The 26683-nt window shown below is 61.2% G+C and carries 25 protein-coding genes; 14 read left to right on the forward strand and 11 right to left on the reverse strand.

From position 1 onward, the window contains the following. The first annotated feature begins 125 nt into the window (after positions 1-125). From ABH944_RS33340 to ABH944_RS33355, 4 genes are all read left to right on the forward strand, one after another. Positions 126-1307, forward strand: a complete 1182-nt coding sequence (locus tag ABH944_RS33340) for an acetyl-CoA C-acetyltransferase (protein WP_404611629.1) — start codon at positions 126-128, stop codon at positions 1305-1307. 65 nt (positions 1308-1372) lie between these two features. After that, positions 1373-2119 carry an acetoacetyl-CoA reductase gene (gene phbB / locus ABH944_RS33345; protein ID WP_097272888.1) on the forward strand — a complete coding sequence of 249 codons (747 nt, stop codon included), beginning with the start codon at positions 1373-1375 and terminating at the stop codon, positions 2117-2119. 562 nt (positions 2120-2681) lie between these two features. After that, on the forward strand, positions 2682-4484 hold the full coding sequence (locus ABH944_RS33350; RefSeq protein WP_404611632.1) for an ATP-binding protein: 1803 nt from the start codon (positions 2682-2684) through the stop codon (positions 4482-4484). Then, positions 4477-5835, forward strand: coding sequence for a sigma-54-dependent transcriptional regulator (locus ABH944_RS33355; RefSeq protein ID WP_404611633.1), 1359 nt, complete (start codon positions 4477-4479; stop codon positions 5833-5835). Before ABH944_RS33350 ends, ABH944_RS33355 begins: the two co-directional genes overlap by 8 nt. 37 nt (positions 5836-5872) lie before the next feature. Here the strand turns inward: ABH944_RS33355 and ABH944_RS33360 are convergent, their stop codons facing one another. Together ABH944_RS33360 and ABH944_RS33365 are read right to left on the reverse strand one after the other, a co-directional pair. Next, a complete protein-coding gene (locus ABH944_RS33360) occupies positions 5873-6403 on the reverse strand; it encodes a Spy/CpxP family protein refolding chaperone (RefSeq protein ID WP_404611634.1) in 531 nt (176 codons plus the stop codon). Positions 6404-6502: 99 nt separating this feature from the next. Beyond that, positions 6503-6850: a hypothetical protein gene (locus ABH944_RS33365; protein ID WP_404611636.1), complete on the reverse strand. Its 348-nt coding sequence runs from the start codon at positions 6848-6850 to the stop codon at positions 6503-6505. 402 nt (positions 6851-7252) lie between these two features. On the opposite strand from ABH944_RS33365, the gene ABH944_RS33370 reads away from it, so the two are divergent. Further along, positions 7253-7465: a DUF1059 domain-containing protein gene (locus ABH944_RS33370; RefSeq protein ID WP_404611638.1), complete on the forward strand. Its 213-nt coding sequence runs from the start codon at positions 7253-7255 to the stop codon at positions 7463-7465. A 107-nt stretch (positions 7466-7572) separates the two neighbouring features. Continuing rightward, positions 7573-8628 (forward strand): class I SAM-dependent methyltransferase, encoded by a 1056-nt coding sequence (locus tag ABH944_RS33375; protein ID WP_404611640.1) that lies wholly within the window; start codon positions 7573-7575, stop codon positions 8626-8628. A 58-nt stretch (positions 8629-8686) separates the two neighbouring features. Here ABH944_RS33375 and ABH944_RS33380 read toward each other — a convergent pair whose 3' ends face one another. Then, positions 8687-9493 carry a CerR family C-terminal domain-containing protein gene (locus tag ABH944_RS33380; RefSeq protein ID WP_404611642.1) on the reverse strand — a complete coding sequence of 269 codons (807 nt, stop codon included), beginning with the start codon at positions 9491-9493 and terminating at the stop codon, positions 8687-8689. A 92-nt stretch (positions 9494-9585) separates the two neighbouring features. On the opposite strand from ABH944_RS33380, the gene ABH944_RS33385 reads away from it, so the two are divergent. From ABH944_RS33385 to ABH944_RS33395, 3 genes are read left to right on the forward strand one after another with little or no spacing between them, the layout of a single operon-like run. After that, positions 9586-10725 (forward strand): HlyD family secretion protein, encoded by a 1140-nt coding sequence (locus ABH944_RS33385; protein ID WP_404611644.1) that lies wholly within the window; start codon positions 9586-9588, stop codon positions 10723-10725. Further along, a complete protein-coding gene (locus tag ABH944_RS33390) occupies positions 10718-12319 on the forward strand; it encodes a DHA2 family efflux MFS transporter permease subunit (RefSeq protein ID WP_404611646.1) in 1602 nt (533 codons plus the stop codon). Before ABH944_RS33385 ends, ABH944_RS33390 begins: the two co-directional genes overlap by 8 nt. 20 nt (positions 12320-12339) lie before the next feature. Then, positions 12340-13809, forward strand: a complete 1470-nt coding sequence (locus tag ABH944_RS33395) for an efflux transporter outer membrane subunit (RefSeq protein WP_404611648.1) — start codon at positions 12340-12342, stop codon at positions 13807-13809. 84 nt (positions 13810-13893) lie between these two features. Here ABH944_RS33395 and fabV read toward each other — a convergent pair whose 3' ends face one another. After that, positions 13894-15090, reverse strand: a complete 1197-nt coding sequence (gene fabV, locus ABH944_RS33400; RefSeq protein WP_404611650.1) for an enoyl-ACP reductase FabV — start codon at positions 15088-15090, stop codon at positions 13894-13896. 151 nt (positions 15091-15241) lie between these two features. On the opposite strand from fabV, the gene ABH944_RS33405 reads away from it, so the two are divergent. The 4 genes from ABH944_RS33405 to ABH944_RS33420 all read left to right on the forward strand — a co-directional run bounded on the left by ABH944_RS33405 (position 15242) and on the right by ABH944_RS33420 (position 18814). Beyond that, complete coding sequence (locus ABH944_RS33405; RefSeq protein ID WP_404611712.1) at positions 15242-15997, forward strand: AAA family ATPase; 756 nt, start codon at positions 15242-15244, stop codon at positions 15995-15997. Positions 15998-16058: 61 nt separating this feature from the next. Then, complete coding sequence (locus ABH944_RS33410) at positions 16059-16517, forward strand: GNAT family N-acetyltransferase (protein WP_404611652.1); 459 nt, start codon at positions 16059-16061, stop codon at positions 16515-16517. Between the two features lie 245 nt (positions 16518-16762). Further along, positions 16763-18301 (forward strand): MFS transporter, encoded by a 1539-nt coding sequence (locus tag ABH944_RS33415; protein ID WP_404611654.1) that lies wholly within the window; start codon positions 16763-16765, stop codon positions 18299-18301. 42 nt (positions 18302-18343) lie between these two features. Continuing rightward, positions 18344-18814 carry a MarR family winged helix-turn-helix transcriptional regulator gene (locus ABH944_RS33420; protein WP_404611656.1) on the forward strand — a complete coding sequence of 157 codons (471 nt, stop codon included), beginning with the start codon at positions 18344-18346 and terminating at the stop codon, positions 18812-18814. Positions 18815-18901: 87 nt separating this feature from the next. Here the strand turns inward: ABH944_RS33420 and ABH944_RS33425 are convergent, their stop codons facing one another. From ABH944_RS33425 to ABH944_RS33445, 5 genes are all read right to left on the reverse strand, one after another. Beyond that, entirely contained in the window at positions 18902-19204 is a 303-nt protein-coding gene (locus ABH944_RS33425; RefSeq protein WP_404611658.1) for a hypothetical protein, read from the reverse strand. 302 nt (positions 19205-19506) lie between these two features. Then, positions 19507-20820, reverse strand: coding sequence for an MFS transporter (locus ABH944_RS33430; RefSeq protein WP_404611660.1), 1314 nt, complete (start codon positions 20818-20820; stop codon positions 19507-19509). 75 nt (positions 20821-20895) lie between these two features. Further along, the gene (locus ABH944_RS33435; protein ID WP_404611662.1) at positions 20896-21783 is read right to left on the reverse strand and encodes an isocitrate lyase/PEP mutase family protein; all 888 of its coding nucleotides are present in this window, start codon (positions 21781-21783) and stop codon (positions 20896-20898) included. Positions 21784-21833: 50 nt separating this feature from the next. After that, positions 21834-22730 (reverse strand): amidohydrolase family protein, encoded by an 897-nt coding sequence (locus ABH944_RS33440; protein ID WP_404611664.1) that lies wholly within the window; start codon positions 22728-22730, stop codon positions 21834-21836. Positions 22731-22745: 15 nt separating this feature from the next. Next, complete coding sequence (locus ABH944_RS33445; protein ID WP_404611666.1) at positions 22746-23999, reverse strand: MFS transporter; 1254 nt, start codon at positions 23997-23999, stop codon at positions 22746-22748. 176 nt (positions 24000-24175) lie between these two features. On the opposite strand from ABH944_RS33445, the gene ABH944_RS33450 reads away from it, so the two are divergent. Next, positions 24176-25069, forward strand: coding sequence for a LysR family transcriptional regulator (locus ABH944_RS33450; protein WP_404611668.1), 894 nt, complete (start codon positions 24176-24178; stop codon positions 25067-25069). 77 nt (positions 25070-25146) lie between these two features. On the opposite strand, the gene ABH944_RS33455 is transcribed toward ABH944_RS33450, so the two are convergent. Then, a complete protein-coding gene (locus ABH944_RS33455) occupies positions 25147-25920 on the reverse strand; it encodes an amino acid ABC transporter ATP-binding protein (RefSeq protein WP_404611669.1) in 774 nt (257 codons plus the stop codon). A gap of 26 nt (positions 25921-25946) precedes the next feature. Continuing rightward, positions 25947-26681 (reverse strand): amino acid ABC transporter permease, encoded by a 735-nt coding sequence (locus tag ABH944_RS33460; RefSeq protein WP_404611672.1) that lies wholly within the window; start codon positions 26679-26681, stop codon positions 25947-25949. Positions 26682-26683 lie beyond the last annotated feature (2 nt).

Here is a 26683-nt window from a genome sequence, read left to right on the forward strand (position 1 = left end):
AGCGCGCCCGGAACACCAGGTACCGCGTCATGGAGCCTGCATCGGGCCATGACCTATGCCGACGAAAGGCAGTGTGACGCTGCCTGTTTTCTGGTTTTTGCATCATCCACCGAGAAGGAGTGAACATGTCCGATATCGTTATCGTCGCCGCCGCCCGCACCGCCGTGGGCAAGTTCGGCGGCACGCTCGCCAGGACCCCCGCGGTCGATCTCGGCGCTCATGTCGTCAAGGGCCTGCTGGCACAAGCCGGCGTACCCGTCGACGCGGTCAGCGAAGTCATCATGGGCCAGGTGCTGACCGCCGGTGCTGGCCAGAACCCGGCGCGCCAGACCGTCATCAAGGCCGGCTTGCCGCAAAGCGTTCCCGGCATGACCATCAACAAGGTGTGCGGTTCCGGCCTCAAGGCCGTCATGCTCGCGGCGCAGGCGATCAAGTGCGGCGACGCCGAGATCGTCATTGCAGGCGGCCAGGAAAACATGAGCGCGGCTCCGCACGTGCTGCCCGGTTCACGCGATGGTTTTCGCATGGGCGACGCGAAGCTGGTCGACAGCATGATCGTCGACGGGTTGTGGGACGTCTATAACCAGTACCACATGGGCATCACGGCCGAGAACGTGGCGAAGGAGTACGGCATCACGCGCGACGCGCAGGATGCGCTCGCGCTCGCCTCGCAGCAAAAGGCCGCCGCGGCGCAGGACGCAGGCCGGTTCACCGACGAGATCCTGCCGTTTTCCATCGCGCAGAAAAAAGGCGAGCCGATCGTTTTTTCCGCCGACGAGTTCGTCAACCGCAAGACGAGTGCCGACGTGCTCGCCGGTTTGCGTCCGGCCTTCGACAAAGCGGGATCGGTAACGGCGGGCAATGCATCGGGACTCAACGACGGTGCCGCCGCCGTGCTGGTCATGAGCGCGGAGCGCGCCGCGGCGCTTGGGCTACGGCCGCTGGCCGTGATCCGCGCGTATGCATCGGCAGGACTGGACCCGACCATCATGGGCATGGGTCCGGTGCCGGCCTCGCGACTGTGCCTGCAGCGCGCAGGCTGGTCGCCGCAAGACCTGGACCTCATGGAGATCAACGAAGCCTTCGCTGCACAGGCCTGCGCCGTGAACAAGGAAATGGGCTGGGACACGAGCAAGATCAACGTCAATGGCGGCGCGATTGCCATTGGCCATCCGATCGGCGCGTCCGGCTGCCGGATCCTCGTGACGCTGCTGCATGAGATGAAGCGCCGCGGCGCCAACAAGGGGCTCGCGTCGCTGTGCATTGGCGGAGGCATGGGCGTGGCGCTCGCTGTGGAACGTGCCTGAACACGCCGGGATGATCCGTATATTCGCAAGGATAACTGAACGTAATACCAACAAGGAGATGGAGCATGACACAAGCACGCGTGGTACTGGTAACGGGAGGCATGGGTGGCCTGGGCGAAACGATTTCCACCAAGATGGTCGATGCCGGCTACAAGGTGGCCGTGACCTACTCGCCCGGCAACACCCGTTATGGCGAATGGGTGGCGCAGATGAAGGAGAACGGTTATGACATCCTCGCCGTGCCCTGCGACGTGACCGACATCAACTCCTGCGCGAGCGCGGTGGCGCGCGTGCAGGACGAGCTCGGGCCTGTCGACGTACTGGTCAACAACGCCGGCATCACGCGCGACATGACCTTCAAGAAGATGGACAAGGTGAACTGGGACGCGGTGCTGCGCACCAACCTCGACAGCCTGTTCAACATGACCAAGCAGGTCGCCGACGGCATGGTCGAGCGCAACTGGGGCCGCGTAATCAACGTGTCTTCGGTCAACGGTTCCAAAGGCGCCTTCGGCCAGACCAACTACTCGGCAGCCAAATCCGGCGTACACGGTTTCACGAAAGCACTGGCGCTCGAAGTGGCGAGGAAGGGCGTAACGGTCAACACCATCTCGCCGGGTTATATCGGCACGAAGATGGTTACGGCCATTCCGCAGGAAATACTGGACTCCAAAATCTTGCCGAACATCCCGGTTGGCCGGCTCGGCAAGCCCGAGGAAGTCGCGGGTTTGATCATCTACCTGGCCTCCGAGGAAGCCGCCTTCGTGACCGGAGCCAACATCGCCATCAATGGCGGTCAGCACATGCAGTAACCAACCTCTTCCCGCCTCAGGGACAACGCGGATGCGGCCGCAGCCGGACGTAGCGGCTGCAGCCTGCGTTCGTCCCTGGCGTGCGGGATGTCCTGGCTGCGGGTCGTCATGGAGTCAGGACAAGCCGACCGGGCCCACGGTAAACATCTGTATTAAAGAGCGAATGAATGGCGTATTTAACGGGAATTCCCGAGGTGTTCCGGCACACGTGCGTTGGTATTATTTGAGCACTACGGCTGGAAGCGTCATGCGCTCGGCGACCTCGACGACGAGCGAACGCGCGGGCGCTTCAAATCGCGGTCAGGCGCCTTCCGGGCGCTGGCAACCGCGATCAGGCCTCCATTCCAAGGGCCACGCGTTGTGTTGCATGCGGCGCAGAGCCCGAGAGGAGACGGAACATGACCCGGTCGACGTCAAGAGCTGCGCTGCAGCTCGTCCGCACTATCGGACACCGGTTCGGGGCCACCAGCCCGTGATTCATCAGCCCGCCAATCAAGTACACATACGGCAAGGCCATGCCAGGACAAGTGTCAGACGCGCGCTGGCCGTATCCGCGGCACTTGTGCTCATTGTGGTAACCGCGCTGATCGGACATGCAGTGGCCATGCAATCCGAGCTGGATCACCTGCGCGATGCGGGCCAGCACCGTCTCGACCTGGTGGGCGCGGGACTTGAGGACGCCCTGAAGCGTCTGGATTACCTGCCGTCGCTGCTGGAGATGACGCCCAGCGTATTCGCACTGCTCGATGCCCCCGGCGACGCCACCCTGCGCGAGGAAGTCGATCGTTATCTGCAGGGAGTCAACGCAACGGCCGGTGCAAGCAGCCTCTATGTCCTGAACCGGGCGGGCGTAGGCATTGCGGCGTCCGACTGGAATCAGCCGGGTACGCCGGTCGGCGCGGACCTCTCGTTTCGGCCCTACGTAAGGGACGCGCTGGCGCACGGACGCGGCAGTTTCTACGGCATGGGTTTCACCAGCAAGCGCGCGGGATATTACCTGTCCTATGCCCTCTACCATGAAGGCCAGTTGCGCGGCATCGCCACCGTCAAGGTCGACCTGGAAGACGCCGCGCTCGCCTGGAGAAAACTCCCCGGCAATGTGCTGCTGGTCGACGAACGCGACGTGGTGATCCTGTCTTCCCGCGATGAATGGAAATTCCGGCCGCTGGCGCCGCTGACGCAGCAAACGCTCGCGGATATCGCCAGTACGCGCCCCTACGGGGATGCTCCGCTGACCCCGCTCGACTGGCGTGTGACGAAGCGCCTTGGCACCGCCACCTCGCTGGTCAGCTTGAATGGCAACCCTTATCTCGCTACGACACGGCCGTTGACCCAGCAGGCTGGCTGGCACCTGATCGTGCTCGACAACGTGGCACCCGTACGCACGAGTGCATGGGTGCTCGCCATCACCGCAGCGCTGGGGATGGCGGTCATGCTGTTGCTGGCGACAGTGTTTGCGCAACGCCAGCGCGCGCTGCGCCAAAGGCTTGCCGGCCAGACTGCCCTGCAGGCCGCGCATGACAGCCTCGAAGCGAAGATTATCGATCGCACCGCCGAATTGCGCAGCGTAGTTGCCCAACTCGGCGAGGAGGTCGAGGTGCGCAAAGCCGTCGAGGCCGACCTGCGGGTCATGCAGGGCGAACTGGTGCATGCGGGCAAGATGGCGGCGCTGGGCCAGATGTCGGCCGGCATGGTGCACGAACTGAACCAGCCGCTGGCCGCGTTGCGCACCCTGTCGGACAACGCCTGTGTGCTGCTGGACAAGGATCGGCTAAGCGACGTGCGCGGCAATCTCCAACGCATCGCACACCTCGTGGATCGACTTGGACGGCTGACCTATCAACTCAAGGCCTTTGCACACAAGACCAGTCCCACTCGCGTACCCGTTCCCTTGCAGCAAATGATCGCCAACGCGCAGTTCCTGGTCTCGGAACGCCTGCGTGGCAACAGCGTGGAACTGGTGGTGCAGGCGGAGCCCGCGGGCCTCGCGGCCCTTGCCGAGGAGGCGCGGCTCGAGCAGGTGCTGGCCAACCTGCTGGGCAACGCCATTGACGCCATGGCCGCCTCGCCGCAGCGCCGCCTGCAGGTAAGCGCAAGCGTGGCCGCCACGGGCGGGGAGCGTTGTGTCATCCAGGTGAGCGACACCGGACCCGGCATACGCGCCGACATCCTGCCGCGCCTGTTCGAACCCTTTACCACCAGCAAACCGGCCGGCGCCGGACTGGGGCTGGGCCTGATGATCTCGGCCCATATCGTGCGCGAGCTGGGCGGGAGCCTGCGTGCCCAAAACATGGACGGCGGTGGCGCCTGTTTCGTGATCGAACTGCCGCTTGCGGCGACACTGAAGGTTGATGCCAATGAGTGACCAACAAGCCATCCGGGTCATCTTCGTCGAGGACGAGCCCGATGTACGCATGGGCAGTACACAGGCTTTGGAGCTGGCAGGGCTCGAGGTCGACGGCTTTGCGAGCGTAGAGGAAGCGCGTTCGCACGTTCGGGCCGGTGTGCCCGCCGTCGTGCTGTGCGATGTCAAGCTGCCCGGCATGCCGGGTACTCAATGGCTGAACGAGATCCGCACCATCGATCCCAATCTGCCGGTAATCCTGGTCACGGGTCATGGCGACATTGCAATGGCCGTGCAAGCCATGCGCCAGGGTGCCTACGATTTCATCGAAAAGCCCTTTCCCTCGGAGCATCTGGTCGCCGTCGTTCGCCGCGCAGCCGAGAAACGTCATCTGACGCTGCAGGTGGAGGCACTACGCAACCAGATCGAAAACTCCCACGGTATTCAGGCCATGATGCTTGGGCGCTCGGCGCAGATGCAGCACGTGCGCGAGACGATCCTGACGCTTGCGGGCACCTCGGCCGACGTGGTGATCTACGGCGAGACCGGTACCGGCAAGGACCTGGTGGCGCGTTGCCTCCACGATCACAGCGACCGGCGCCATGCCAACTACGTGCCGTTGAACTGCGGAGGGTTGTCCGAGGCGCTGGCGGAGAGCGAACTGTTCGGCCACGAGGTGGGCTCCTTCACCGGCGCCTCGCGCGCACGGATCGGCAAGTTCGAGCATGCGCACGGAGGCACGCTGTTTCTCGACGAAATAGAGAGCATGCCGATGGCCGTGCAGATCAAGTTCCTGCGGGCCCTGCAGGAACGCAGTATTGAGCGCATTGGGTCGAACAAGGCCATTCATGTGGATTGCCGCGTGATCGCGGCCGCGAAGGACGACCTGAAGATCCTGAGCGACCAGCAAAAATTCCGTTCGGACCTGTATTACCGCATTGGCGTGGCGTTCATTGAACTGCCGCCCTTGCGCGAGCGCCGGGAAGATATCCCGCTGCTGTTCGAGCACTTCACCCTGTTGGCGGCGGGTCGCCACCAGCGCACGGCTCCGCTGCTCAACAGGACCCAACTGGCCGAGCTGATGGCCTATGCGTGGCCCGGAAATGTGCGCGAACTGCGTAACGTTGCTGACCGCTTTGTGCTGGGCCTGTTCCGCGATCACCTCACCGCGGCGACAGGCGCTCACGAAATGCTGACCGGTTTGCCTCAACAGGTCGAGCACTTCGAGCGCACCATGATCACCGAGGAACTAAGACGCCATCACGGTGACGTGCTTCGTACGGCGACGACCCTCGGGCTACCGAAGCAAACCTTATATGACAAGCTCCGGAAGCTTCGAATTTCCACCGATGAGTTCAGGAAAGACAGCTGAAAAACCGGTGCGGGCATCGCCATGGAACAATGGAACGTCAGTTCGAGGCCGCTGCGGGCGCGGACGCCGCCGGCTTATGTTTGCGCGGTCCTGCATGCCTCTTGCCTTGCTCATTGCGGAACAACGGGTCAGCAATCTTCTTCTGCTCGTCGGACAGCGTGGCGTAAAGGGCGCTGAACGACGCAGCCAGCTTCTGCATGTTATCGGCATGCAACTGGGCCAGCTCGGCGTAGGACTTCATGGCGTCGTCCGCATTCTCCGTGGGCAGCTTGTGCGCCCGATCACGGAAAGCCTGATCGGTCTTGGTCGCGTTGTCGCGCATGGTTTGCGCAAAGGCGTCCCATTGCGGCGCTTGCTGACTCGTGATCTTCATCTGCGCGTGCAGATCATTGATTCGCTTCTCCACAAAATCCGCATGCTTCTGTGCATGGCTGACCAGTGCCGACGCGGCCGCAGAAGGCGCGGCGGTTGAATCGCTTGCCGCCGAGGACTGTGCCCATGCGGAAGCCGTGAAGCAGGCAAGCGCCAGCAATGCAGGCGCAACAGCAATACGAGGAGAGAGTTTCATGTTGGGAAGTTTTGATTGAGTTGTTGGATTCGCGACGTTTTATCAGGGCGCGTCAGGGTCGTGCTGCCGGCTAATGAGCGATCAGCAAGGTCGCCAGCTTCAATAGCCGGGCGGATAGCTATTCGGGTAATAAGCCGCGCCCGGCGGAGGCGGAGGTGGCGGTGCCGAATACACGACAGGCGGGGGTGCCTGCGTCGCGGCCCCCGCAATTGCTGCACCCGCAACAACACCCAGCAGCGCGCCGACAAGAAGGCCACCGCCTCCGCCGCCTCCGCCGCCTCCTCGATAACCCCCATGGTTGTAGGCTGGACCGCCACGGTATCCACCGCGGCCGCCGCGATCGTCACGGTGTTGTGCTTGCGCCGGCAGCACGGACGTTGCAGCGGCAATCGCAATAGCGACCACGCCCAGCCGGCGATAGAACGAACTTCGGGAATACTGCGTCATTACGCTCGTCTCCTTTCAAGGGGTGAAGCATCTGCATCGACAACCGCGGCAAAATTACCGATGAAGGACGATGAGGGCCGAGGCAACCAGCTTAGCCCCCATTACTTACAGTTCCGTCGCACAGAACTGTCTGCGACCCTCGTGCGTCTGATAACCCGCGGCTCAAAAAAGTTTCCGGAGTGAAGGCAATCAACCGATCAATTCCTTTTAACGCGCCGGTGAAATAAAAATCCTGGCCCGAACCGCGGTGCCTTGCGTGCGCTGGGCAGGGACGAATGAGCTCGCAAGCCCTTTGTCAGCGACCTATAATTTTCGCAGGCGCTGGTTCGCCGATAGAGGCGTGGCGCCGACCCGATCCACCTTCGTCACTTAACTCCGTACTACGTAATGGGGGATGACGTCATGACCCGCAAATACATCGACTGCCGAGAGTTTCCCAGCGAGATGAACTGCACCATCGCGCTGTCTGCGGACTCCGACCAGGAACTCCTGGACGCCGCCGTCCAGCACGCCGTGTCCGTCCATAAACACACCGACTCTCCTGAGCTGCGCGCACAGTTGAGCGCGCTGTTCCACCAGGGCACCCCGCCGGTCGACTCACCGCGTGCCGCATGACCGGGCGGTGAACGATCAGAACCTCATTTCCGCGTGTCGGCGTTGACATATTAATAAGTATGACGAAGAGTCTTTCGTGAGACGCCGCGTATTTAAGGGAGCGCATCATGGCAGTCGACCAGTCGAAACTCAATGCATTCATGGGAGGATTTGTCCACGATCTCGGCGCCGTGATGCATGCGGCTACTGTCGTCGTCGGCGATCAGCTCGGGCTTTATAAGGCGCTCGCCGCCAAGCCGCTACGTGCTGAAGAACTTGCGCAGGCAACTGAAACGGACGCGCGTTATGTTCGCGAGTGGCTAAGCGCACAGGCTGCGAGCGGCTATGTCAACTACGATCCCGCGTCGGAACGCTTCAGCCTGAGCGAAGAACAGTCCTTTGCGCTCGCCGAGGAGGGCAGCCCGGCATTCATACCCGGCGCGTTCCAGATTGCCGTTGCGCAGTTCAAGATCATCCCGAAGATGATGAAGTCATTCAAGACCGGACTGGGCGTGGGATGGCATGAGCACGACGTCTCGCTCTTTCACGGCACGGAGCGTTTCTTCCGTCCGGGCTATGCGGCGTATCTCGTGAGCGACTGGATTCCGGCGCTTGGCGGCGTCGAGGCGAAACTCAAAAGCGGTGCGCGCGTAGCCGACGTCGGTTGTGGACACGGCGCGTCCACGATCATCATGGCGCAGGCCTATCCGCAGTCGACGTTCGTGGGTTACGACTATCACGAAGGGTCTATCGAGCATGCGAGAGAGTCGGCGGCAACGGCGGGCGTAAGCAACCGGGTGAGTTTTGAGGTTGCTTCGGCCGGCGATTACCCGGGGAATAACTACGACTTCGTCACCATGTTCGACTGCCTTCACGACATGGGCGATCCCCTTGGGGCGGCGCGTCATGTGTTTGAAACCCTGGCCGACGACGGCACGTGGATGATCGTGGAGCCATTTGCCAACGACACGCTCGAAGGAAACCTGAATCCGGTCGGGAGGATCTTTTACTCGGCATCCACGCTGATCTGTACACCGGCTTCGCGAGCGCAGGCGGGCGCCATGTGCCTGGGTGCACAAGCCGGCGAGCGGCGGATTCACGACGTGGTCACGGAAGGAGGCTTCACGCAATTTCGCCGGGCAACGGCCACGCCATTCAATCTCGTCTTTGAAGCGCGGCGATAAAACAAGTGAGGGTTCCCGGCGTCATACGACGGGAACCCTCACGCACAGATTTCCCCTGTTACTTTTTTGCGGCGGCCTTCGCACTCTTGAGGGCAGCACGCTTCCTGGGCGCTGATTTGGCGGCGGGCTTCTTGCTTCCACCGGATTCGCCCTTGGTGGCCAAACCCTCCCTGCTCCATTGCTCAAGCAGCATCTGCGTCTGGGTACGCACGGTAGCCTTGAGCAAATCGCCCTTCTCGGTGTCTATCTCCTTCCATCCAAGCATTGCAAGCGTCGTGCGCGGCGCTACATGGAACATCAACAGTTGGCCGTGCAGACTCAGCATCCTGATCAACGTAAGCTGATCGTCGGGTTCTGCGCCCGTAATGCGCGCAATCAGTCTTGAGCCGACATCGTTCAAAGGCTGCCGCACACGCCGCATCATGATCTCGGAGGCAATGGACGGCTCATGCCCCGCCTGTTCACGCGTAAAGAAAAGCCGCTGGTTGGACGTGTCGCAAGCCTTCATGAACATGCGGTCCGCAATCGCTTCCTGAATGCGAATGAAAGCATCGATCAGCACAGGAATATCACTGTCCTTGCTCAACACGTCCGCAGCATGTTTCACCACCGGTTCCAACGTGACCCAGGACGAGTCGGCGAGATGTTCCGCACACGCGCGGTACACCCCCTCTTTATTCTCGAAGTAATACTGCAGCGCGGGGGCATTGACCCCGGCGCGCGCGGCGATGTCACGTGTGGACGCGCCCTCGAAACCATGCTCGCCAAACGACTCGATCGCCGCTTCGATGATTCGCAGCCTTGTTTCGTCGCCGCGCATATATCCGCCAGCCGACGGACGGCGCAGCCGTTTTGTGTCGTTCATTCGTGCATCTCCCTTCAACTAAACAAATATATCACTTGACACAATTTTACCGGCTGGAATAATTGTTCCGATTGGAATAATTTGGATCAAAGATGTCAACAACCGCAGGATCGCCTCCGAACGAAGTGCCGCAAGACTCCACCGCCTCGCCCACGCGGCGATCCGGAAAACGCTTGATCCTCGTCGCGCTCGGGATCGTTGCGCTGATCCTCGCGGGAGTCTGGCTTGCCCGCTGGTGGACAGTGGGACGCTTTATTGAAAGCACTGACGACGCTTATCTGCAAGCCGACAGCGTGACCGTTGCACCCAAGGTCAGTGGCTACGTGACCGACGTCTACGTGGGCGACAACGCCACGGTCAAGGCAGGCGACCCGCTGGTCCGGCTGGACACCCGCCAGTACCAGGTTGCGCTCGACCAGGCGCAGGCGACCATTGCCGCACGCACCGCGGACATCCAGCGCGCGCAAGCCGACATCCTGCAGCAACACGCCACCATTGAACAGGCCAAAGCACAGCAGCAAGTCGCCCGTGTAAGCGCCCAGCATGCCCGCGACGAAGTCCAGCGCTACGCGCCGCTTGCCGCCACCGGCGCCGAAACCAGCGAACGGCTGTCCGAGCTGACGAGCACACGCGACCAGGCACTGGCAACACTGGCGGCCAACACCGCCGCGGTCAATGCCGCCGAGACACAGATCGCGGCCATCACCGCGCAGATCGCCCAGGCACGTGCCCAACTCGAAGCGGCAGACGCAAGCGCGCGGCAAGCGCACCTCGACCTGCAGGACACCGTCGTGCGCAGCGCACTGGCCGGCAAGGTCGGCGACCGCTCGGTTCGCGTCGGTCAGTACGTGCAGCCGGGCACCCGGTTGCTGTCGGTCGTACCGGTGCAAAGCACCTATCTGACAGCCAACTTCAAGGAAACGCAGGTCGGCCACATGCGTGTCGGCCAGCCCGTGATCCTGCATGTGGATGCGCTGCCCGGTACCGACCTGCACGGTGTGGTGGACAGTTTTGCCCCCGGCACCGGCGCGCAATTTGCGCTGCTGCCGCCGGAAAACGCCACGGGCAATTTCACCAAGATCGTCCAGCGAATTCCTGTGCGCATCCGCCTTGAGACAGGACCGGAAACACGCAGCGTGCTGCTGCCCGGTTTGTCGGTGACGGCCGATGTCGATACCCGTTCATCGCGTGAAGGCGACGAGCGCATCAAGGCCGAGAACGACCATGGCTGATGTGACCAAGGCAGCCGCTTCTTCGTCTGCGGCGCCCGCACCGGAAGCTGAACGCGCGAGCGCGACGGACTGGCTCGCCGTTGCGGCCGGCTCGCTGGGCGCGCTGATGGCCACGCTGGATATCTCGATCACCAACTCGGCCTTGCCGCAGATCCAGGGCGAGATTGGCGCAACCGGCACCGAAGGTACGTGGATCTCGACCGGTTACCTGATGTCCGAGATCGTGATGATTCCGCTCGCGGCATGGCTCACGCGCGTGTTCGGCTTGCGTAACTTCCTGCTCGCCAATGCCACGCTGTTCATCGCGTTCTCCATGATGTGCGGATGGTCGCACAGCTTGCCCATGATGATCGCCGGGCGCATTGGCCAGGGCTTCGCCGGCGGCGCGATGATCCCGACCGCGCAGACCATCATCCGGACCCGCCTGCCGCGCTCGCAAATGCCCGTCGGCATGACCATGTTCGGCCTGATCGTGTTGCTCGGTCCGCTGCTGGGGCCGGTCGTTGGCGGATGGCTGGCGGAGAACATCAGCTGGAGCTGGTGCTTCTTTATCAACCTGCCCGTATGTATTGCACTGATCACCTTGCTGATCGTCGGGCTGCCGTCGGACCGGCCGCAATGGAGCACGTTTTTCAAGGCTGACTGGGTCGGCATTGTCGGCCTTGCAATCGGCCTGAGTTCGTTGACCGTGGTACTGGAAGAAGGCCAGCGTGAACGCTGGTTCGAGTCCAGCATGATCGTGACGCTCACCTGCGTGTCGCTGGCCGGCATGGTGCTGATCGCCATTTCTCAACTCACCGCGCAACGCCCGATCATGCGCCTGAGCCTGATGCGCAATCCGCGTTATGCAAGCGTCATTGTCATTGTGTTTGCAGTCGGCGCGGCGCTCTATGGCGTGTCGTACCTGCTGCCCCAGTTCCTCGGCCTGGTGTCCGGATACAACGCGCAGCAGTCGGGCGCCATCATGCTGATATCGGGCGTGCCGGCCTTCCTGATCATGCCCGTCCTGCCGCGCATTCTCGGCAAGCTCGACTTTCGAATGCTGGTGATCGGTGGACTGTTGTTGTTCGCGCTGAGCTGCATGCTGGATATCGGGCTGACCGCGCAGAGTGTCGGGCACGACTTCTTCTGGTCCCAGCTGGTACGCGGCTTCGCGCAAATCCTCGCGCTGATGCCGTTGAACCAGGCGTCAATGGCAGCGGTCTCGCGCGAAGACTCCGGCGACGCCGCCGGTCTCTACAACATGGCCCGCAATCTCGGCGGCTCGGTCGGCCTCGCGATCATCGGGACCGTGATCGACCGGCGCACCACCTTCCATACCGCGATGATCCGCGAATCGCTGACGGCCAATTCGCTGATCGGCCAGGAGCGGGTGGCATCGAGCGCCGCGAGCTGGTTCGCGCAAACCGGCGACATGGCCTACGCCAAAATGCGTGCGCTCGGCCAGATCGCGGCACAGATCCAGATGCAGGCCACCGTCATGACGTACTCTGAAACGTTCTATCTGCTCGGTCTCGCGCTGCTTGCCTGCGTGCCGCTCGCTCTCCTCCTGAAGACTCCACGCGGCCCCGTTTCGACGTCCGCCGGCCATTGACGGCAAAGACACTATCCACGATGTTCGCTCGCCCTACTGCTCCTCTGTCTCTTGCACCGCTTCTTACGCTGCTGGCGTCGGTCTGCGCCCTCTCGGCTTGTACCGTCGGCCCCGACTATGCCGGTGCGCCGCAGGTCGCACCCGACGCGGCGCATGCCGCCAACTTCGTGCGAACGCCCGCGGCCGGCATGGTCTCGACCCGTGCGCCGAGTCAATGGTGGCTCTCGCTCAACGATCCCCAGCTGAACACGCTGATCGACGCCGCGCTCGCCCATAACCCCGACGTTCACGCGGCGCAAGCGCGTCTGCGCGAAGCGCGCGCGCAGTTGCAGCACCAGAAAGCGAACGGCATGCCGACCGCCTCTTTCGACGCCGCCGCGTTGCGCATGCGCGAGCCCAACCTGAGTTCGCTGTCATCGTCGCAGAGCGGCTCATCCTCGTCCGGAGGAGGACCGCTGCAGCTATATACCGCGGGCTTCGATGCATCGTGGGAGATCGACCTGTTCGGCGGCACGCGGCGTGCAGTGGAAGCCGCGACGGCGGAAGCGGATGCGGTCGACGCCGACCTCGCCGACACACAAGTGTCGCTCGCGGCGGAAGTCGCGCAAGCGTATGTCGGCCTGCGTGACGAGCAGCAGCGCCTGACGCTGGCCAAGCGTTCGGCGGAACTCGAGCAACAGATGCTCACGCTGACCAAGCAGCGCCGCGCGCACGGCACAGCGGCCGATGTCGATGTGGAGCGCCTGACCACGCAGGTCGAGAACACCCGCTCGACGTTGTCGCCGCTCGACGCGCAAGTTGCCGAGTCGCTCGATCAGCTTGCCGTGTTGACGGGCCAGGCTCCGGGCGCGCTCGATCAGGAGCTGTCCGCATTGGGCCCCCTGCCGGCCTTGCCGGCGTCGGTGGCCATAGGTGATCCTGCATCAATGCTGCAGCAGCGGCCCGATATACGCGCGGCCGAGCGGCGCCTTGCTTCCGGCAACGCCCAGATCGGCGAGCACAAGGCTGACTTCTTCCCGAAGGTGACCTTGTTCGGCGACATAGGTTATACCGCTGCCAATCCGGGTCACCTGGTCCGCAAGAACAACTTCAGCTGGATTGGCGCGCCTTATCTGCAGTGGAACGTGCTGGACTTCGGCCGCACGCTCTCGAGCGTTCGCGGCGCCGAAGCGTCGCGCGACGAGGCCGATGCGAAATACGCGCATACAGTGCTCGCCGCGTTGCAGGACGCGAACACTTCGTTGTCGCGTTATGGGTACCAGCGCGAACATCTGGCTACGCTGCAGCAAGTGCAAGCGTCGGCGGACCGCTCGGCCACGTTGATGCGTCAGCGGTATGTCGCCGGAACATCAAGCCTGATCGACCTGATCGATACCCAACGCACCCAGTTCATCGCGCAGCAAAACGTGGTCGCCGCGCAAGCTGAATTGCTGAAGGATTTCGTATCGCTGCAGAAGAGCCTGGGACTCGGCTGGCGCGTGGAAGGTTGATGCGGGCACGTTGAGGGCAGCGCGTGCCCTCAAGCGGCTTTGACGTGCGCCGGCCTCGATAAGGTCGGACCGGCGCATGTGGATTTAATCCTGGACCATGCCCGGAATGTCCACCTTGAGATTGACGTCGGCTTCATAGTTCACGCCGTCGATTCCGAACCCGAACAGCCGCAGGAATTCGCTCTTGTAGCCGGCGAAATCGGTGAGCTCGTAAAGGTTGTCGTTCGTGACCCGGTTCCATAGTTCCTGCACCCGGGCCTGGACTTCCGGACTGAGTTCCTTGTAGTCCGCCCGCAACCGGCCCTCTTGATCCATGTGCGGCGAGGCGCCATACAGGCTGTCTTTGTAGAGACCATAGACCTGCTCGATGCAACCTTCGTGCGTGCCCTCTTCCTTCATGACCTTGAATAACAGCGACAGGTACAACGGCATCATGGGAATGGCCGAGCTCGCCTGTGTGACAACCGCTTTCAATACCGAGACGCGCGCATCGCCGCCGTGATTCGAGAGGCTGTCGCGAATAGCCAGGACCTTTTGATCCAGATCCTTTTTCGCTGCGCCTATGGAGCCGTTCCAATATATGTCGTGCGTTATCTTCTCGCCCAGGTAGGTGAACGCAGTGGTCTTCGCCCCCTCCGCCAGAACGCCCGCAGCGAGTAGCGTGTCGATCCACATCTGCCAGTCTTCACCGCCCATCACGGCCACGGTGTTATCAATTTCGCTTTGCGTGGCCGGCTCCAGGATGCTTTCCTTGATGACCTCCTTGTCGGTGTCGAGGCCGCGCAACGTGATGGCCTTGCCGACCGGTTTCAGCGTCGAACTGAACACCTCTCCCGTCTTCGGGTGCGTCCGTCGTGGTGACGCAAGGCTATATACGACCTGATCGACCTGCCCAAGGTCTCGCTTGATGACATCGATTGTCTTCTGCTTGATCTCGTCGGAAAAAGCGTCGCCGTTGATGCTCTTTGCATAGAGCCCCTTCGCAGTCGCGAATCGGGTGAAAGCCGCGGTGTTGTACCAGCCGGGCGTACCGGGCTTACTCTCTTCACCGGGGCGTTCGAAGAAGACACCGAGGGTCCCGGCGCCGCAACCAAATGCCGCCGTGATCCGGGCCGCAAGCCCGTACCCGGTCGATGCACCGATCACCAGGACTTTCTTCGGTCCCGCAGCAATGGGGCCTTGTGCCGTCACATAGCCAATTTGTTTTTCGACATTGGCTTCGCAGCCGACGGGATGAGTAGTCACGCAGATAAAACCGCGCACGCGTGGTTTGACGATCATGAAGACCTCGCTTGTGAGGGTGCCGGGATTACGGTCAGGCGGCACGAAAATTTTCAGCATTGTAATTGAGGGAGGTGATGTGGGTACCCGCTCGTCCCATTACGCGATATTCCACCGGGTTAAGATAGCGCTTCATCAAAACGCTTACATCATGATCTCTACCCAGTACATCAGCCGGATCACTTTGCAGCGAGACAAGGTCGAATCATTCGATCGTTATCCGTTCTCGTTGCCGGCTGTCCGATCACTGGAGACTCTGGAACTGCATCCAAAGATGACTTTCTTCGTCGGTGAAAACGGCTCGGGGAAATCGACGCTCCTGGAAGCTATTGCTGTCTCCATGGGATTCAACCCCGAGGGCGGCACGAAGAACTTCAACTTCGGGACCCGAGCCTCGCACTCGGTGCTTGACGAATACCTCCGCATAGCCAAGGGCGTGAAACGTCCGAAGGATGGATTCTTTCTGCGCGCGGAAAGCTTCTTCAACGTGGCCACCGAGATCGAGAAGCTCGACGCAGAACCTTCGCTCGGTCCTCCCGTCATTAACTCTTACGGCGGAAATTCACTGCACGAGCGCTCGCATGGCGAGTCTTTCCTGGCGCTGTTGATGAACCGCCTCGGCGGCAAGGGTCTTTACCTCCTCGATGAGCCTGAGGCCGCGTTATCGCCACAACGTCAACTCACCGCGCTTGCCCGATTTCACGATCTTGCCCGCGACGATTCCCAGTTCATCATTGCCACTCACTCGCCTATTCTGATGGCGTATCCGGATGCGTGGATCTACGAATTCACCGCGGAAGGCGTAACGCGCGTCACCTACGAAGAGACCGAACACTTCCAGGTCATGAGGTCGTTCCTGGTCAATCCCGAACGCATGCTCCGCACGCTTCTGGGCGACGAGGAATAGCATGGTTCGCCGGGCAACCCGGGTTTGCATCCTTCAACTCCCGACCCTCTGAGGTTCCAGCATGAATCACCTTGTTTTCCGGACCGCTCTCCTGGCGGATATCCCCGCAATCGTCGCCTTGCTGGCCGACGACGAATTGGGGAGCAAGAGAGAAAACACCGGCACGCCGCTTGATCAACGTTATGTGGATGCGTTCCAGTCTATAGAAGCCGATGTGAACCAACGGCTGGTGGTGGTCGTCGACGGCACCGAGATAATCGGCACACTGCAACTTTCGTTCATCCCCGGCATTGCACGCCTGGGTTCGTGGAGGGGACAGATCGAGGCAGTCCGGATTGCCGCGCATCGGCGTGACTCCGGGCTAGGCCACAAGATGTTCGAATGGGCAATCTCCGAGTGCAAGTCGCGAGGGTGCAGTCTCGTCCAGCTCACCACCGACAAGAGCCGCACCGACGCCCACCGGTTCTATGAAAATCTCGGTTTCAAGGCCAGCCACGAGGGTTACAAGCTCGCCTTGTAGAGCCCGCCGGGCTCTGGCTGAAAGCTGCCCACAAGCCTCCTCTCTCCTCCAGCACACCAACGCACGGGTATCCGTGCGTCTTCATTTCCGCCAAGACGAGTTCTTGCCGCGCATAAGCTCGCAATAGAATTTGCTTGCCTAAATGGCTGCACGAGATAATATAGTGGCATATGCCACTATATTGGATGTACCTGCAACAATCGATTCGCCCGGTCCGCCGCCGCTTATCCCGTCAAGGCAAAGTTATGCAGAAAAGGTTTCTGTTGCTGTTATGCGTGTCGGTACCGTCATTCATGATCAACCTGGACGCCAATATTGTCGCGGTGTCGCTCTCCTCGATCGCGCGTTCGCTGCATGCGGATTTCGCCGGGATTGAATGGGTGATCTCGGCGTACACGCTGGCGTTTGCAACGTTGGTCATGCCGGCCGGAGCGCTCGCCGACCGCTTCGGCAGAAAGCGCTTGCTGATCATCGGCTTGTTCGTCTTCACCACCGCGTCTTTCATCTGCGGCGCGGCTACGTCGACGGTTGTCCTGAACAGCGCACGCGCACTCCAAGGCGTAGGCGCCGCGTTGCAGCTAAGCGCCGCACTCGCCGTTCTCGCCCATGGATTCCAGGGGAAGGAACGCGCCAAGGCATTTGCGTTCTGGGGCTCGGTGATCGGCGTGGCCATCATGCTCGGCCCCGTGGCCGGCGGATTGATCACGCAGTCGCTCGGCTGGCAGTGGGCTTTCTATGTGAACCTGCCAGTTGGCGCAATCATGATCGCGCTGACGTATTTCGTAGTCGATGAATCCAGGGATCCGCATGCGCTCGCCATTGACGTCCGGGGAGTCGTGACGTTCAGCGCATTTCTTGGACTGCTGACCTGGGCGTTGATCTCGGGCAACCGTGAGGGATGGCTGAGCACGTCCGTCAGGGCGCGGCTGGCAGGCTCGGTCATTTTCCTTATCGCGTTCGTGATCGTCGAACTCAGGCAGGTGCGTCCGATGGTCGAACTTGGCTATTTCATCAAGCGGACCTATCTCGGCGCGAATCTGGCCGGCGTGTCGTACGCGGTCGCGTTCCTGACCATGCTGACCTATCTGCCCTTCTTTTTCCAAAGCGCGCTCGGCTATTCTCCGCTCGATGCCGGCCTGCTGATGCTGCCGCTCGCCGTGCCCTTGTTCGGGGTGCCGCGCATCGTGTCCGTGTACCTTGATCACCGGATGTCGGGACGCATGCTGCTTGTCTGCGGCCTGTTGCTGGTCGCAGTTGGCTTGTTCGGAACCGCGCTGCGGATCCAGGCATTCAGCTATGGCGCGATCTTCGTCCCCATGCTGATCGCCTCCACCGGTGCCGGGATTCTCAACGGTCAGATCGCCAAGGTCAGCATGACCGTGATCCCCGTGGAGCGGGCGGGCATGGCGTCGGGGGTATCCGGAACCATGCGGTTCAGCGGCATTGTGGTGGGGTTCGCGGCGTTAGGCGCGCTATTGTTTTATCGGATCCAGGCGAGCATTGAGAGAGAACTGCCGGCACTCGGCGGCCACGACAAGCTCGAGATTACCCGCTCCATAGCAAACGGGAATCTGGCTTCGGCAGCGTCGCTGATTTCATCGCACCAGGGGCTTGGATCAATCGCACGGGCCAGTCTCGGATACGGGTATGAAGGTGTGCTGTTTGCGGCGTCCGCGGTTGCATTCGTGGCGTGCGCGTCGTGCTGGCTGCTGATCAGCGCCGAGGAAACGGCGCCTCATCCGGATCGGCCGTCCGCCATGCGCCTGGATGTGTCGATAGACTAAGATTGCCGGATGATCTTTCGAACCGTCATTTTCACGTGAGCCATGAACACTTCGAACAAACAGCACTCGTCCGCCGCGGTCTCGGTATGCAACGGCGCCGCGTTGCGTAAAGCCACGCGCAGGCTCTCGCAGCTTTACGACACCGTGCTCGCGCCTTGCGGCCTCAAGCTGTCGCAGCATTCAACACTTGCGCATATCGATCGGGCGGGCACACCGAACATGAGCGACCTGGCCAACGACATGGTGCTGGACCGGTCCGCGCTTTCACACAATCTGAAGCCGCTTGAGCGCGACGGTTTTGTCGAATCGCTTCCCGATGAAACGGATAAACGCGGGCGCCGCGTTGCCCTGACTCCAGCCGGAAAAAAGAAGCTGGCGGAGTCGAAAGTCCTTTGGAATGAAGCGCAAATGCGCTTCGAAAACGCCTATGGCGCAGCCAGGGCGTCGAAGCTGCGCGCGCTGCTTGCGGAGGTTTATTCCGACGAGCTGGAGCAAGCGTTCCTGGACGAATGAGTTCAACGGACAAGCTTGGGCGGCACAATCGCGCCACCCAAGCTTGTCCACTATCGCGGAAGGGTAAAACGAAGTCAGTTGAATCGATCAAACAGTTGGCAGATCTTCCAACGTCTTTTCAATCCGACCCTCTTCAAAAGAGGTTTCAATGCCAATGTGGCCGTTAGCGTAAGGGATCGAGCTGACCTGAGGACCCAGATAGCTTCGCCCCCCAAGCTTGAACACCGTGCGCACCGTCTCCCCTTTTTCGAGGACTTTTACAACGCGGTCCACATCGACTACTTTGGGTACCGACGTCCAGCTGGCCGTCAATTCATCGATGCTGCCCCAACGTACATGAGTGACGCGATCATTGGTCCAGCGAACACCATCAATGGCAACAATAGACATGGTTGACTCCGTCTATTAATGAAGCACCTCAATGAAACAGCGGCCTCGTCCGGCGGCGCTTTTTATTCTTGTATTGCGCTTGGGGACGGACGGTTCGCGTGACACGGTTCGCCGGGTTTCAAACTTCAGCAGGCTTCGGCGGAAATCGCTGGGAGTCGATTTTTTCAATGCAGACGCCGCGTGGCGAACGGGAAATAGATTGACACGGTTCCAGCGAATGCACAAGGGAGCGCGGATCGGGAAAAAGGGGCATGACAACTCGGCTCATCAACGGCAGCGCCCGCTTCTCCCGCCCGCCCTCGTCACTCGATCGTCTCCTGAAGCTTAAGTCTCGCGCTGCGCCCATTCGTCTCCGGCATTTTCAGATAGACGAGCAGCGAAATAGCGGACCACGCCGACACGTACCAGTAAAAATACTGCTCGTGCCCGATCGACTTGAACTTCAGCGCGACGAATTCCGTGGTGCCGCCCAGAATGGCCGTGGTCAGTGCATAGGGCAGCCCCACAGCCAGCGCCCGGATGCGCACCGGAAACAATTCGGTCTTCGCCAGCATGTGAACCGACGTAAAACCGCTCAGCATGAAGAGCCCGCAAAACGACAAGACGAACGCAACGAGGGGATCATGCGTACTGGCAAGCGCGTTGAAAATGGGTACGGAAAACAATGTACAGCTCAGCCCGAAAAAGATCAGGACAGGCCGGCGTCCCAGGATGTCGGAGGCGAGGCCAAAGAGCGGCTGCAACGGCATGTACAGCAACAGCGCCAAAGCGGAAACCAGTGTCGCCGTTTCCTTGCCAAGCCCAACGGTATTCACAAGGAATTTCTGCATATAGACGGTGTAGGTATAGAAACCCACGGTCCCGCCCACGGTGATTCCGACAGCCAATAAAAGTTGCCGCCAGTGCAGCAGCATCTCCCGGCTGATAGGTGGACCGTGCCGGGTCCCACTCTTCTGGAATGCCTCGCTCTCCATCACATTGCGCCGCATGTAGAGCGCAAACAATGCAAGCACGCCGCCAATCACAAACGGTATTCGCCACGCCCACCGGTCAATCTGCCCGGAGGTGAACAGCAAATGCTGCATGACCAGCAGCAGACCCAACGCGAGCAACTGCCCCGTCACCACGCTGACCTGCAGGAACCCAAGGTAAAAGCCCCGACGGTTCGCGGGCGCGATCTCGCTGAGATAAGTCGCGCTCGTGCCGTATTCGCCGCCCATGCTCAAGCCTTGCAACAGCCGCGCAACAATCAGGATGGCGGGGGCGAAAGCGCCGATAGTCGCGTAGCCCGGCGTCACGGCAATGATCAGCGAGCCAATGCACATGACCGATACCGACCAGGTCAGCGCGGACTTGCGGCCGCGACGGTCCGCATACAACCCGATCAACCAGCTGCCGAGCGGACGCGCCACATACCCCACCGCCGCGATGGCCGCCGCGTTCATCAATTGGACCGTGGCGTTGTCCCTGGGAAAAAACGCCTTGGCGAAGTAGATCGAAAAGATGCTGTACGCGAGAAAGTCATACCACTCGATCAGGTTACCGGCGAGGCCCCCCGCAATGGATCTCAACAGCGGCGGCCGAGCCGCGGGGCCTTCCATTCGAGGGGCGCTCATAGTCAGTCTCCTTTTGTTTGTCTTGTTTGTTATGCGGTGAAGCCCGCGCTCCACCGTCTTCGCGGCGCAATCTGCTTAGTCATCATGCGCGGCGTATTTTTCGTCGAGCCGGTCATAGAAGGGTTTGTCGACCAGGCGCTGGCGCTCGTTGAACGGCACCACGAGGTCCGGATCCTCGTCGAGCTTCCCTTGGGCCTTCAATACCCCCAGAGCCCGCTGCATGCCGCGTACGGCGCTCTGTAGCGATGCGTTGGCGTATAGCGCGATCCCGAAACCAAGCTCCGCCAGCCGGGATTGCGGCAGCGTGGGTGTCTTGCCGCCAATCACGATGTTGATGAGCTGAGGCGCATTGAACATCGCGGGCAAGCGCTGGATCTCCTCGATCGTTTCAACTGCCTCGATGAAAAGCACATCCGCGCCAGCTTCAGCGAAGCGATGCCCGCGTTCGATAGCGGCGTCGAATCCATCGGTCGCGCAGGCGTCGGTGCGGGCAACGATCAGCAGATTGGGGTCCTCGCGTGCATCGACGGCAGCGTGCAGCTTGCCAACCATCTCGCTTGCCGATATCACCGCCTTGCCGGCGAAATGCCCGCACTTCTTGGGACTTACCTGGTCTTCGAGCTGGATGGCGTCGGCACCCGCACGTTCCAGCGTGCGAACCGCGTGACGCACGTTGAGCGCGTTGCCGTAGCCGGTATCGGCATCGACGATAAGCGGCAAGTCCACAGCGTCGCGAATGCGCGCGGTATGGTCGGCCATTTCGTTCAAGCCGATAAACCCGAGATCCGGAAGCCCGAAAAACATGTTGGTCACGCCGGCACCGGTGATATACAACGCACCGAAACCGGTATCGGCAACAACGCGCGCACTTAGCGCGTTGAAGGCGCCGGGCACGAGCAACGCTTGCCGGCTTTCGACCAGCGAGCGGAAGGCGCTGCGACGTTCAGCAGAGGGAAGCGACATGGTTGAACTCTCCGTGTTGACGTTAGTGACGATGATGACGCCGGGACAATTTATTCGAATCGATACAGCGTGCGGGCCGAGCGAGTGAGAATCCACTCGCGCTGCGCCGCGTCGGGAACCCATTGATCGAGCGCGCGCCGCGTGGCGTCGTAATCGACCAGTTGCTGGTGCTGCGTGTGCGGCCAATCGCTGCCCCAGACCAGACGCTCGGGCGTGTAAGCATCGAGAAGCCGGCTTGCCAGGGTGGTCCCCAAGACTGTTCCGTCATCGCCGGGCGCACTCCGGTAAGCCGCCGATAGCTTAATCCAGACACGCCCTGTTGCAGCCATCGAGAGCAGGTATCCGAAACCCGGATCGTTAGCGCCGGTACGCGGATCCGAGCGGCCGAAATGATCGACGACCACGGTGCATCCCTGCTCCAGCAGTGGACCTGTTACCGCGTGCAAATCCACCGCTTCGCGATGGACCTCGACATGCCAGCCGAGCGCATTGACACGCGCCAGCAATCGCCGCCACTCAGGTGCGCTCAACTGAGGAACCGGCAAGCCGATCAGGTTCAACCGGATACCCACCACGCCGGTGCTATCGAGCAGTGCAAGCTCGGTGTCAGTCACTGCACAATCCACGACCGCGACCCCGCGAAAGCGTCGCGGATAGCGCTTCGCCACATCGAGGAAAAAGCTGTTGTCCGTGCCGAGAAAACTGGGCTGGACCAGCACGGCGTGCGAGACGCCGTTCGCCAGCAAATGGCCCGCGTATGCGTCGAGCGTTGCGTCGTAGTCCGGCGCGTGGCGACGCTGCCGCGCCAGCGGCAAGCCGCGTATGAATACGTGGGCATGGGCGTCGATAGCGGTGATCTGGGCATCGTCGATATCGTTGGTGTCATACCACCGGTCCACCACCGTTGTGTCTTGTGCCTGCATGGTTTGAATCCGTTCGTCGATCATGGGTTTGCTGTTCGTTCAGGCCCGGGTTGGAGCATTGGCCGCTACCGTCGCGATTCGCCGGTTCTTCGTTTCCGGCAGCATGAGCGCAGCGACAACCACGAGTCCGTAGGCAATGCCTGCATCGATGCCAAGTGCGGAGCCGAGCGGCATCGAGTTGCCCATGTGTCCGACCAGCACCGGAAAACCTGCCGAGACGATCCGTCCGAAGTTGTAGCAAAAGCCTACGCCGGTGCCGCGGATGCCTTGCGGATAAAGTTCGTTGAAGAGTGCGCCGAGCGTGGCCGGAATGCCGGCCGCGAAAAGGCCTAGCGGAAAGCTGAGGAACAGCATCGCGGTGTCGCCCATCGGCAGGAAGACGTAGAGATTGACCGTCGCAACGCAGCATACGGCGAAGAGGATCACGTTGAGCCTGCGGCCGATCCGGTCCTGGAGGCAGGCGCTCACAAAACAGCCACAGATGAATGCCGTGATGACGACGGCAAGATAGCCGCCTGTGCCGAGCACGGACAGATGCCGTTCGGTCTTGAGGTAGGTGGGCAGCCATGTGGTGATCGCGTGATAGCCGCCATGCGCCCCCACGCCGATCAATCCGCCCACGATGGTCGTGCGGATCACCGACCGGTCGAAGATGCTGCTTGCCGCAGGCAGCGCCTGCCTGGATGCTCCTGCGCCTACGGCTACTCTGGGCGGTTCGACCACGTTACGGCGCAGATAAAGCACGAGGCCGGCCGGAATCACGCCGATGCCGAACAGCAGCCGCCACGCCCACTCCGGTGACACGAACGAGAACACCAGCATGTAGAGAACCACTGCGCCTGCCCAGCCGAAACCCCACGCGCTCTGCACAATGCCCATCGCCTTGCCGCGATGTTCCGCGCGGATGGTCTCGCTCAGGAGCACCGCGCCTGCGGTCCATTCACCGCCAAAACCTATGCCCTGAAGAGCCTTGAGGACAAGCAACTGTTCGAAGTTCTGCGCGAAGGCGCTGAGGAAGGTAAAGAGCGAGAACCAGATCACGGTGATCTGCAGTGCCCGCACGCGGCCGTAGCGGTCCGACAGCATGCCCGCGAGCAACCCGCCCAACGCACCGGCGACCAGCGTCGCGCCGCCGATCAGACCCGCCTGCCCCTTGCCGATACCCCACGTCACCAGCAGGGTCGGGATCACGAGGCTGAACAATTGCGTGTCCACGCCGTCGAGCGCCCAGCCGGCGAAGCAACTCCAAAGCGTGCGTTTTTCCGTCGCGGATATGTCCCGGTACCAGTTCACTGTCGTCTCTCCTGTCGATCCAGAGTTGGCGCTTTAGCGCTTTACTCTGGTCCCATGCACAGCAATCTATATTTTTCGCGACAAGGTCAGCCGCGTGTCTCATCCATGGAGGCATTTTAGGGATCGTTTGGATAAACATATATGATGTAAACGATCATCTTTCATATCGTTTTAATATGGACACACGCAACCTGAAGTACTTTCTCGCCGTCGTCGATGCCGGCAGCGTCACCCGCGCCGCCGAGCGTCTGAACATTGCACAACCCGCGCTGAGCCAGGCGCTCACACGCATGGAGAAGGACCTGGGCGTCAAACTGTTCAGCCGCACGCGCCGCGGCGCGGACCTGACCGCGGCCGGACTGGCGATCGTGGAAGACGTGCGGATGAGCGTTGCAAGGATCGACGCCGCCTCGCACCGCGCGCGTGAGATCGGTGCGCAACGCGCGGGGCGGCTGACAGTCGGGTTCGCCTCGGCGGCGTTGTTCGAAGTGCTGCCGCGTGCAATAGCGGCGCTGCGCGCGTCGGTGCCGGATGTCGAATTGGTGCTGCGCGAGATGAGCAATGCCGAGCAGGCGAGCGCACTGGAGAAAGGTGAGATCGATATTGGCTTGCTGCATACGCCGGTGGCGGTCGGCGGCAAGATGCGCGAAAAGCTGATCGCGCGGGAGCCCTTGATCGCCGTTTTGCCCCAAGCCTTTCCACTGACTTCGGGCACGCGAGTGTCGTTGCGAGACCTCGCGGAGCACGGGCTCGTATGGTTTCCGCATGGACAGTTGCCCGGCGTTCGCGCGGGCATTCTGAGCGCGTTCCGGCAAGCGGGTTGCGAGGTGGAGATTGTGCAGGAGGCGAATCGGTCGCTGACCGTGCTCGCGTGCGTGGCGGCAGGGTGCGGTGTGTCGCTGCTGCCACATTCGGTTCGTGCGTTGCAATTTAGCGGAGTGCGGCTGTGCGAAATAGCCGATGGCGCCGCGTTGCCGTATTTCGAACTCAGCGCAATCTGGCCCGCCCGTGCAAGGCCGACGCTCGCCGACCGTTTTGCCGAATTGATCAAGCCTTATTCTGCGGTTTAGCCGGTGCAGTGGTTAGGGGCTGTTGAATAGATCAGATGCGCAGGGCATCACGTCATCGCCCGGCCGTACGTCAATCTTCACGCGATTTCAGCTTGTCCGTGCAGCACCCGCCCCAGAAACGCCCTTGTGCGTTCATGTTGAGGCGTGTCAAAAAATTGCGCGGGGGCGGCCTCTTCAACAATCCTGCCTCCGTCGATCAAGATCACGCGGTCGGCGACTTCCCGCGCGAATCCCATTTCATGCGTGACACAGAGCATGGTCATGCCCTCCTTCGCGAGTCCAACCATGGTGGCCAGAACCTCTTGCACTACTTCGGGATCGAGAGCGGAGGTCGGTTCGTCGAAGAGCATGATGGATGGCTGCATGCACAGCGCACGTGCTATGGCGACCCGTTGTTGCTGTCCGCCCGATAACTGCCCGGGATACTTGTGCGCCTGATCGAGCACCCGGACCTTTTGCAGGAAACCAAGCGCTCCTTCCCGCGCCTCGGCCTTCTTCACGCCGCGCACCTTGATGGGCGCCAGCATGCAGTTTTCAAGCACCGACAAATGCGGAAACAGGTTGAAACCCTGGAAGACCATGCCCACCTCACGGCGAATATCCTTCAGCAGCGTCAGGTGCTCTCCGCTACGCACGTCCCTGACACGGACCCTTCCGGACTTGAACGTCTCCAATCCGTTGATGCACCTGATCAACGTCGACTTGCCCGAACCCGATGGACCGCATATAACGATTCGGTCTCCTTTGTTCACGCGGAGATCGATGCCCCTCAGGACAGGAAGCGCTCCATAGCTTTGCTCGAGTCCTTCTATGCGAAGGATTTCATTCCGAGTCGAAAACGCATCATCCATGACCAGACCTCGAAGATAAAGATGAACTAGGGACGGGCAAGGCCGAACATACGCCTCGCGCGCTCAAACCGGCCACGGGGTGAGCGGTACACTTGCTTCCTCCGGAAACGCTCGGACAGTTCGGACCCCATCGAGCAAATGAGCAGATAGACAACCGCGACCGTCGAATAAAATTCCACCAGTTTCGAATCACGCTGGGCAATCTTCGCTGCCGCACCAAAGAAGTCGGTCAGTGACAGCACGTACACGAGCGCCGTGTCCTGAAACAGGATGATTGTCTGCGACACAATGATCGGTGCAGTGACCCGCAAGACCTGAGGCACCACGACGCTCCAGTACATGGCCGTGTTGGAAAGACCAAGCGCCTTCGCACCTTCGTATTGCCCTTTGTCGATCGCCTTGAGCCCGGCGCGCACTATCTCCGCGTAGTAGGCGGATTCAAAAAGCGTGAAGGTAATGAACGCGGTGAATTTAGGGCCCAGTGGTATTGAACGGCCGGCCGGCGTCAAATGACCCAACAGCAACGGAACCAGGAAGAAGAACCAGAAGAGGACGAGAATCAGCGGGATTGACCGCATCAGGGTGACATAGGCGCGAACGGCTTCAGCGGCAACGGGCACACCCATGTGCCTGGTGATGGCCATGAACGTCCCTAACACCATTCCGCCGATCATGGCCACCAGCGTGAGTTCGATGGAAAACAAAAGCCCCTGCAGCAGGTATGGGGTGGCGTTGATGACCGCCGCGAAATCAAAAGACATGA

Source organism: Caballeronia udeis (assembly GCF_044909315.1).
Classification (GTDB): domain Bacteria; phylum Pseudomonadota; class Gammaproteobacteria; order Burkholderiales; family Burkholderiaceae; genus Caballeronia; species Caballeronia udeis_A.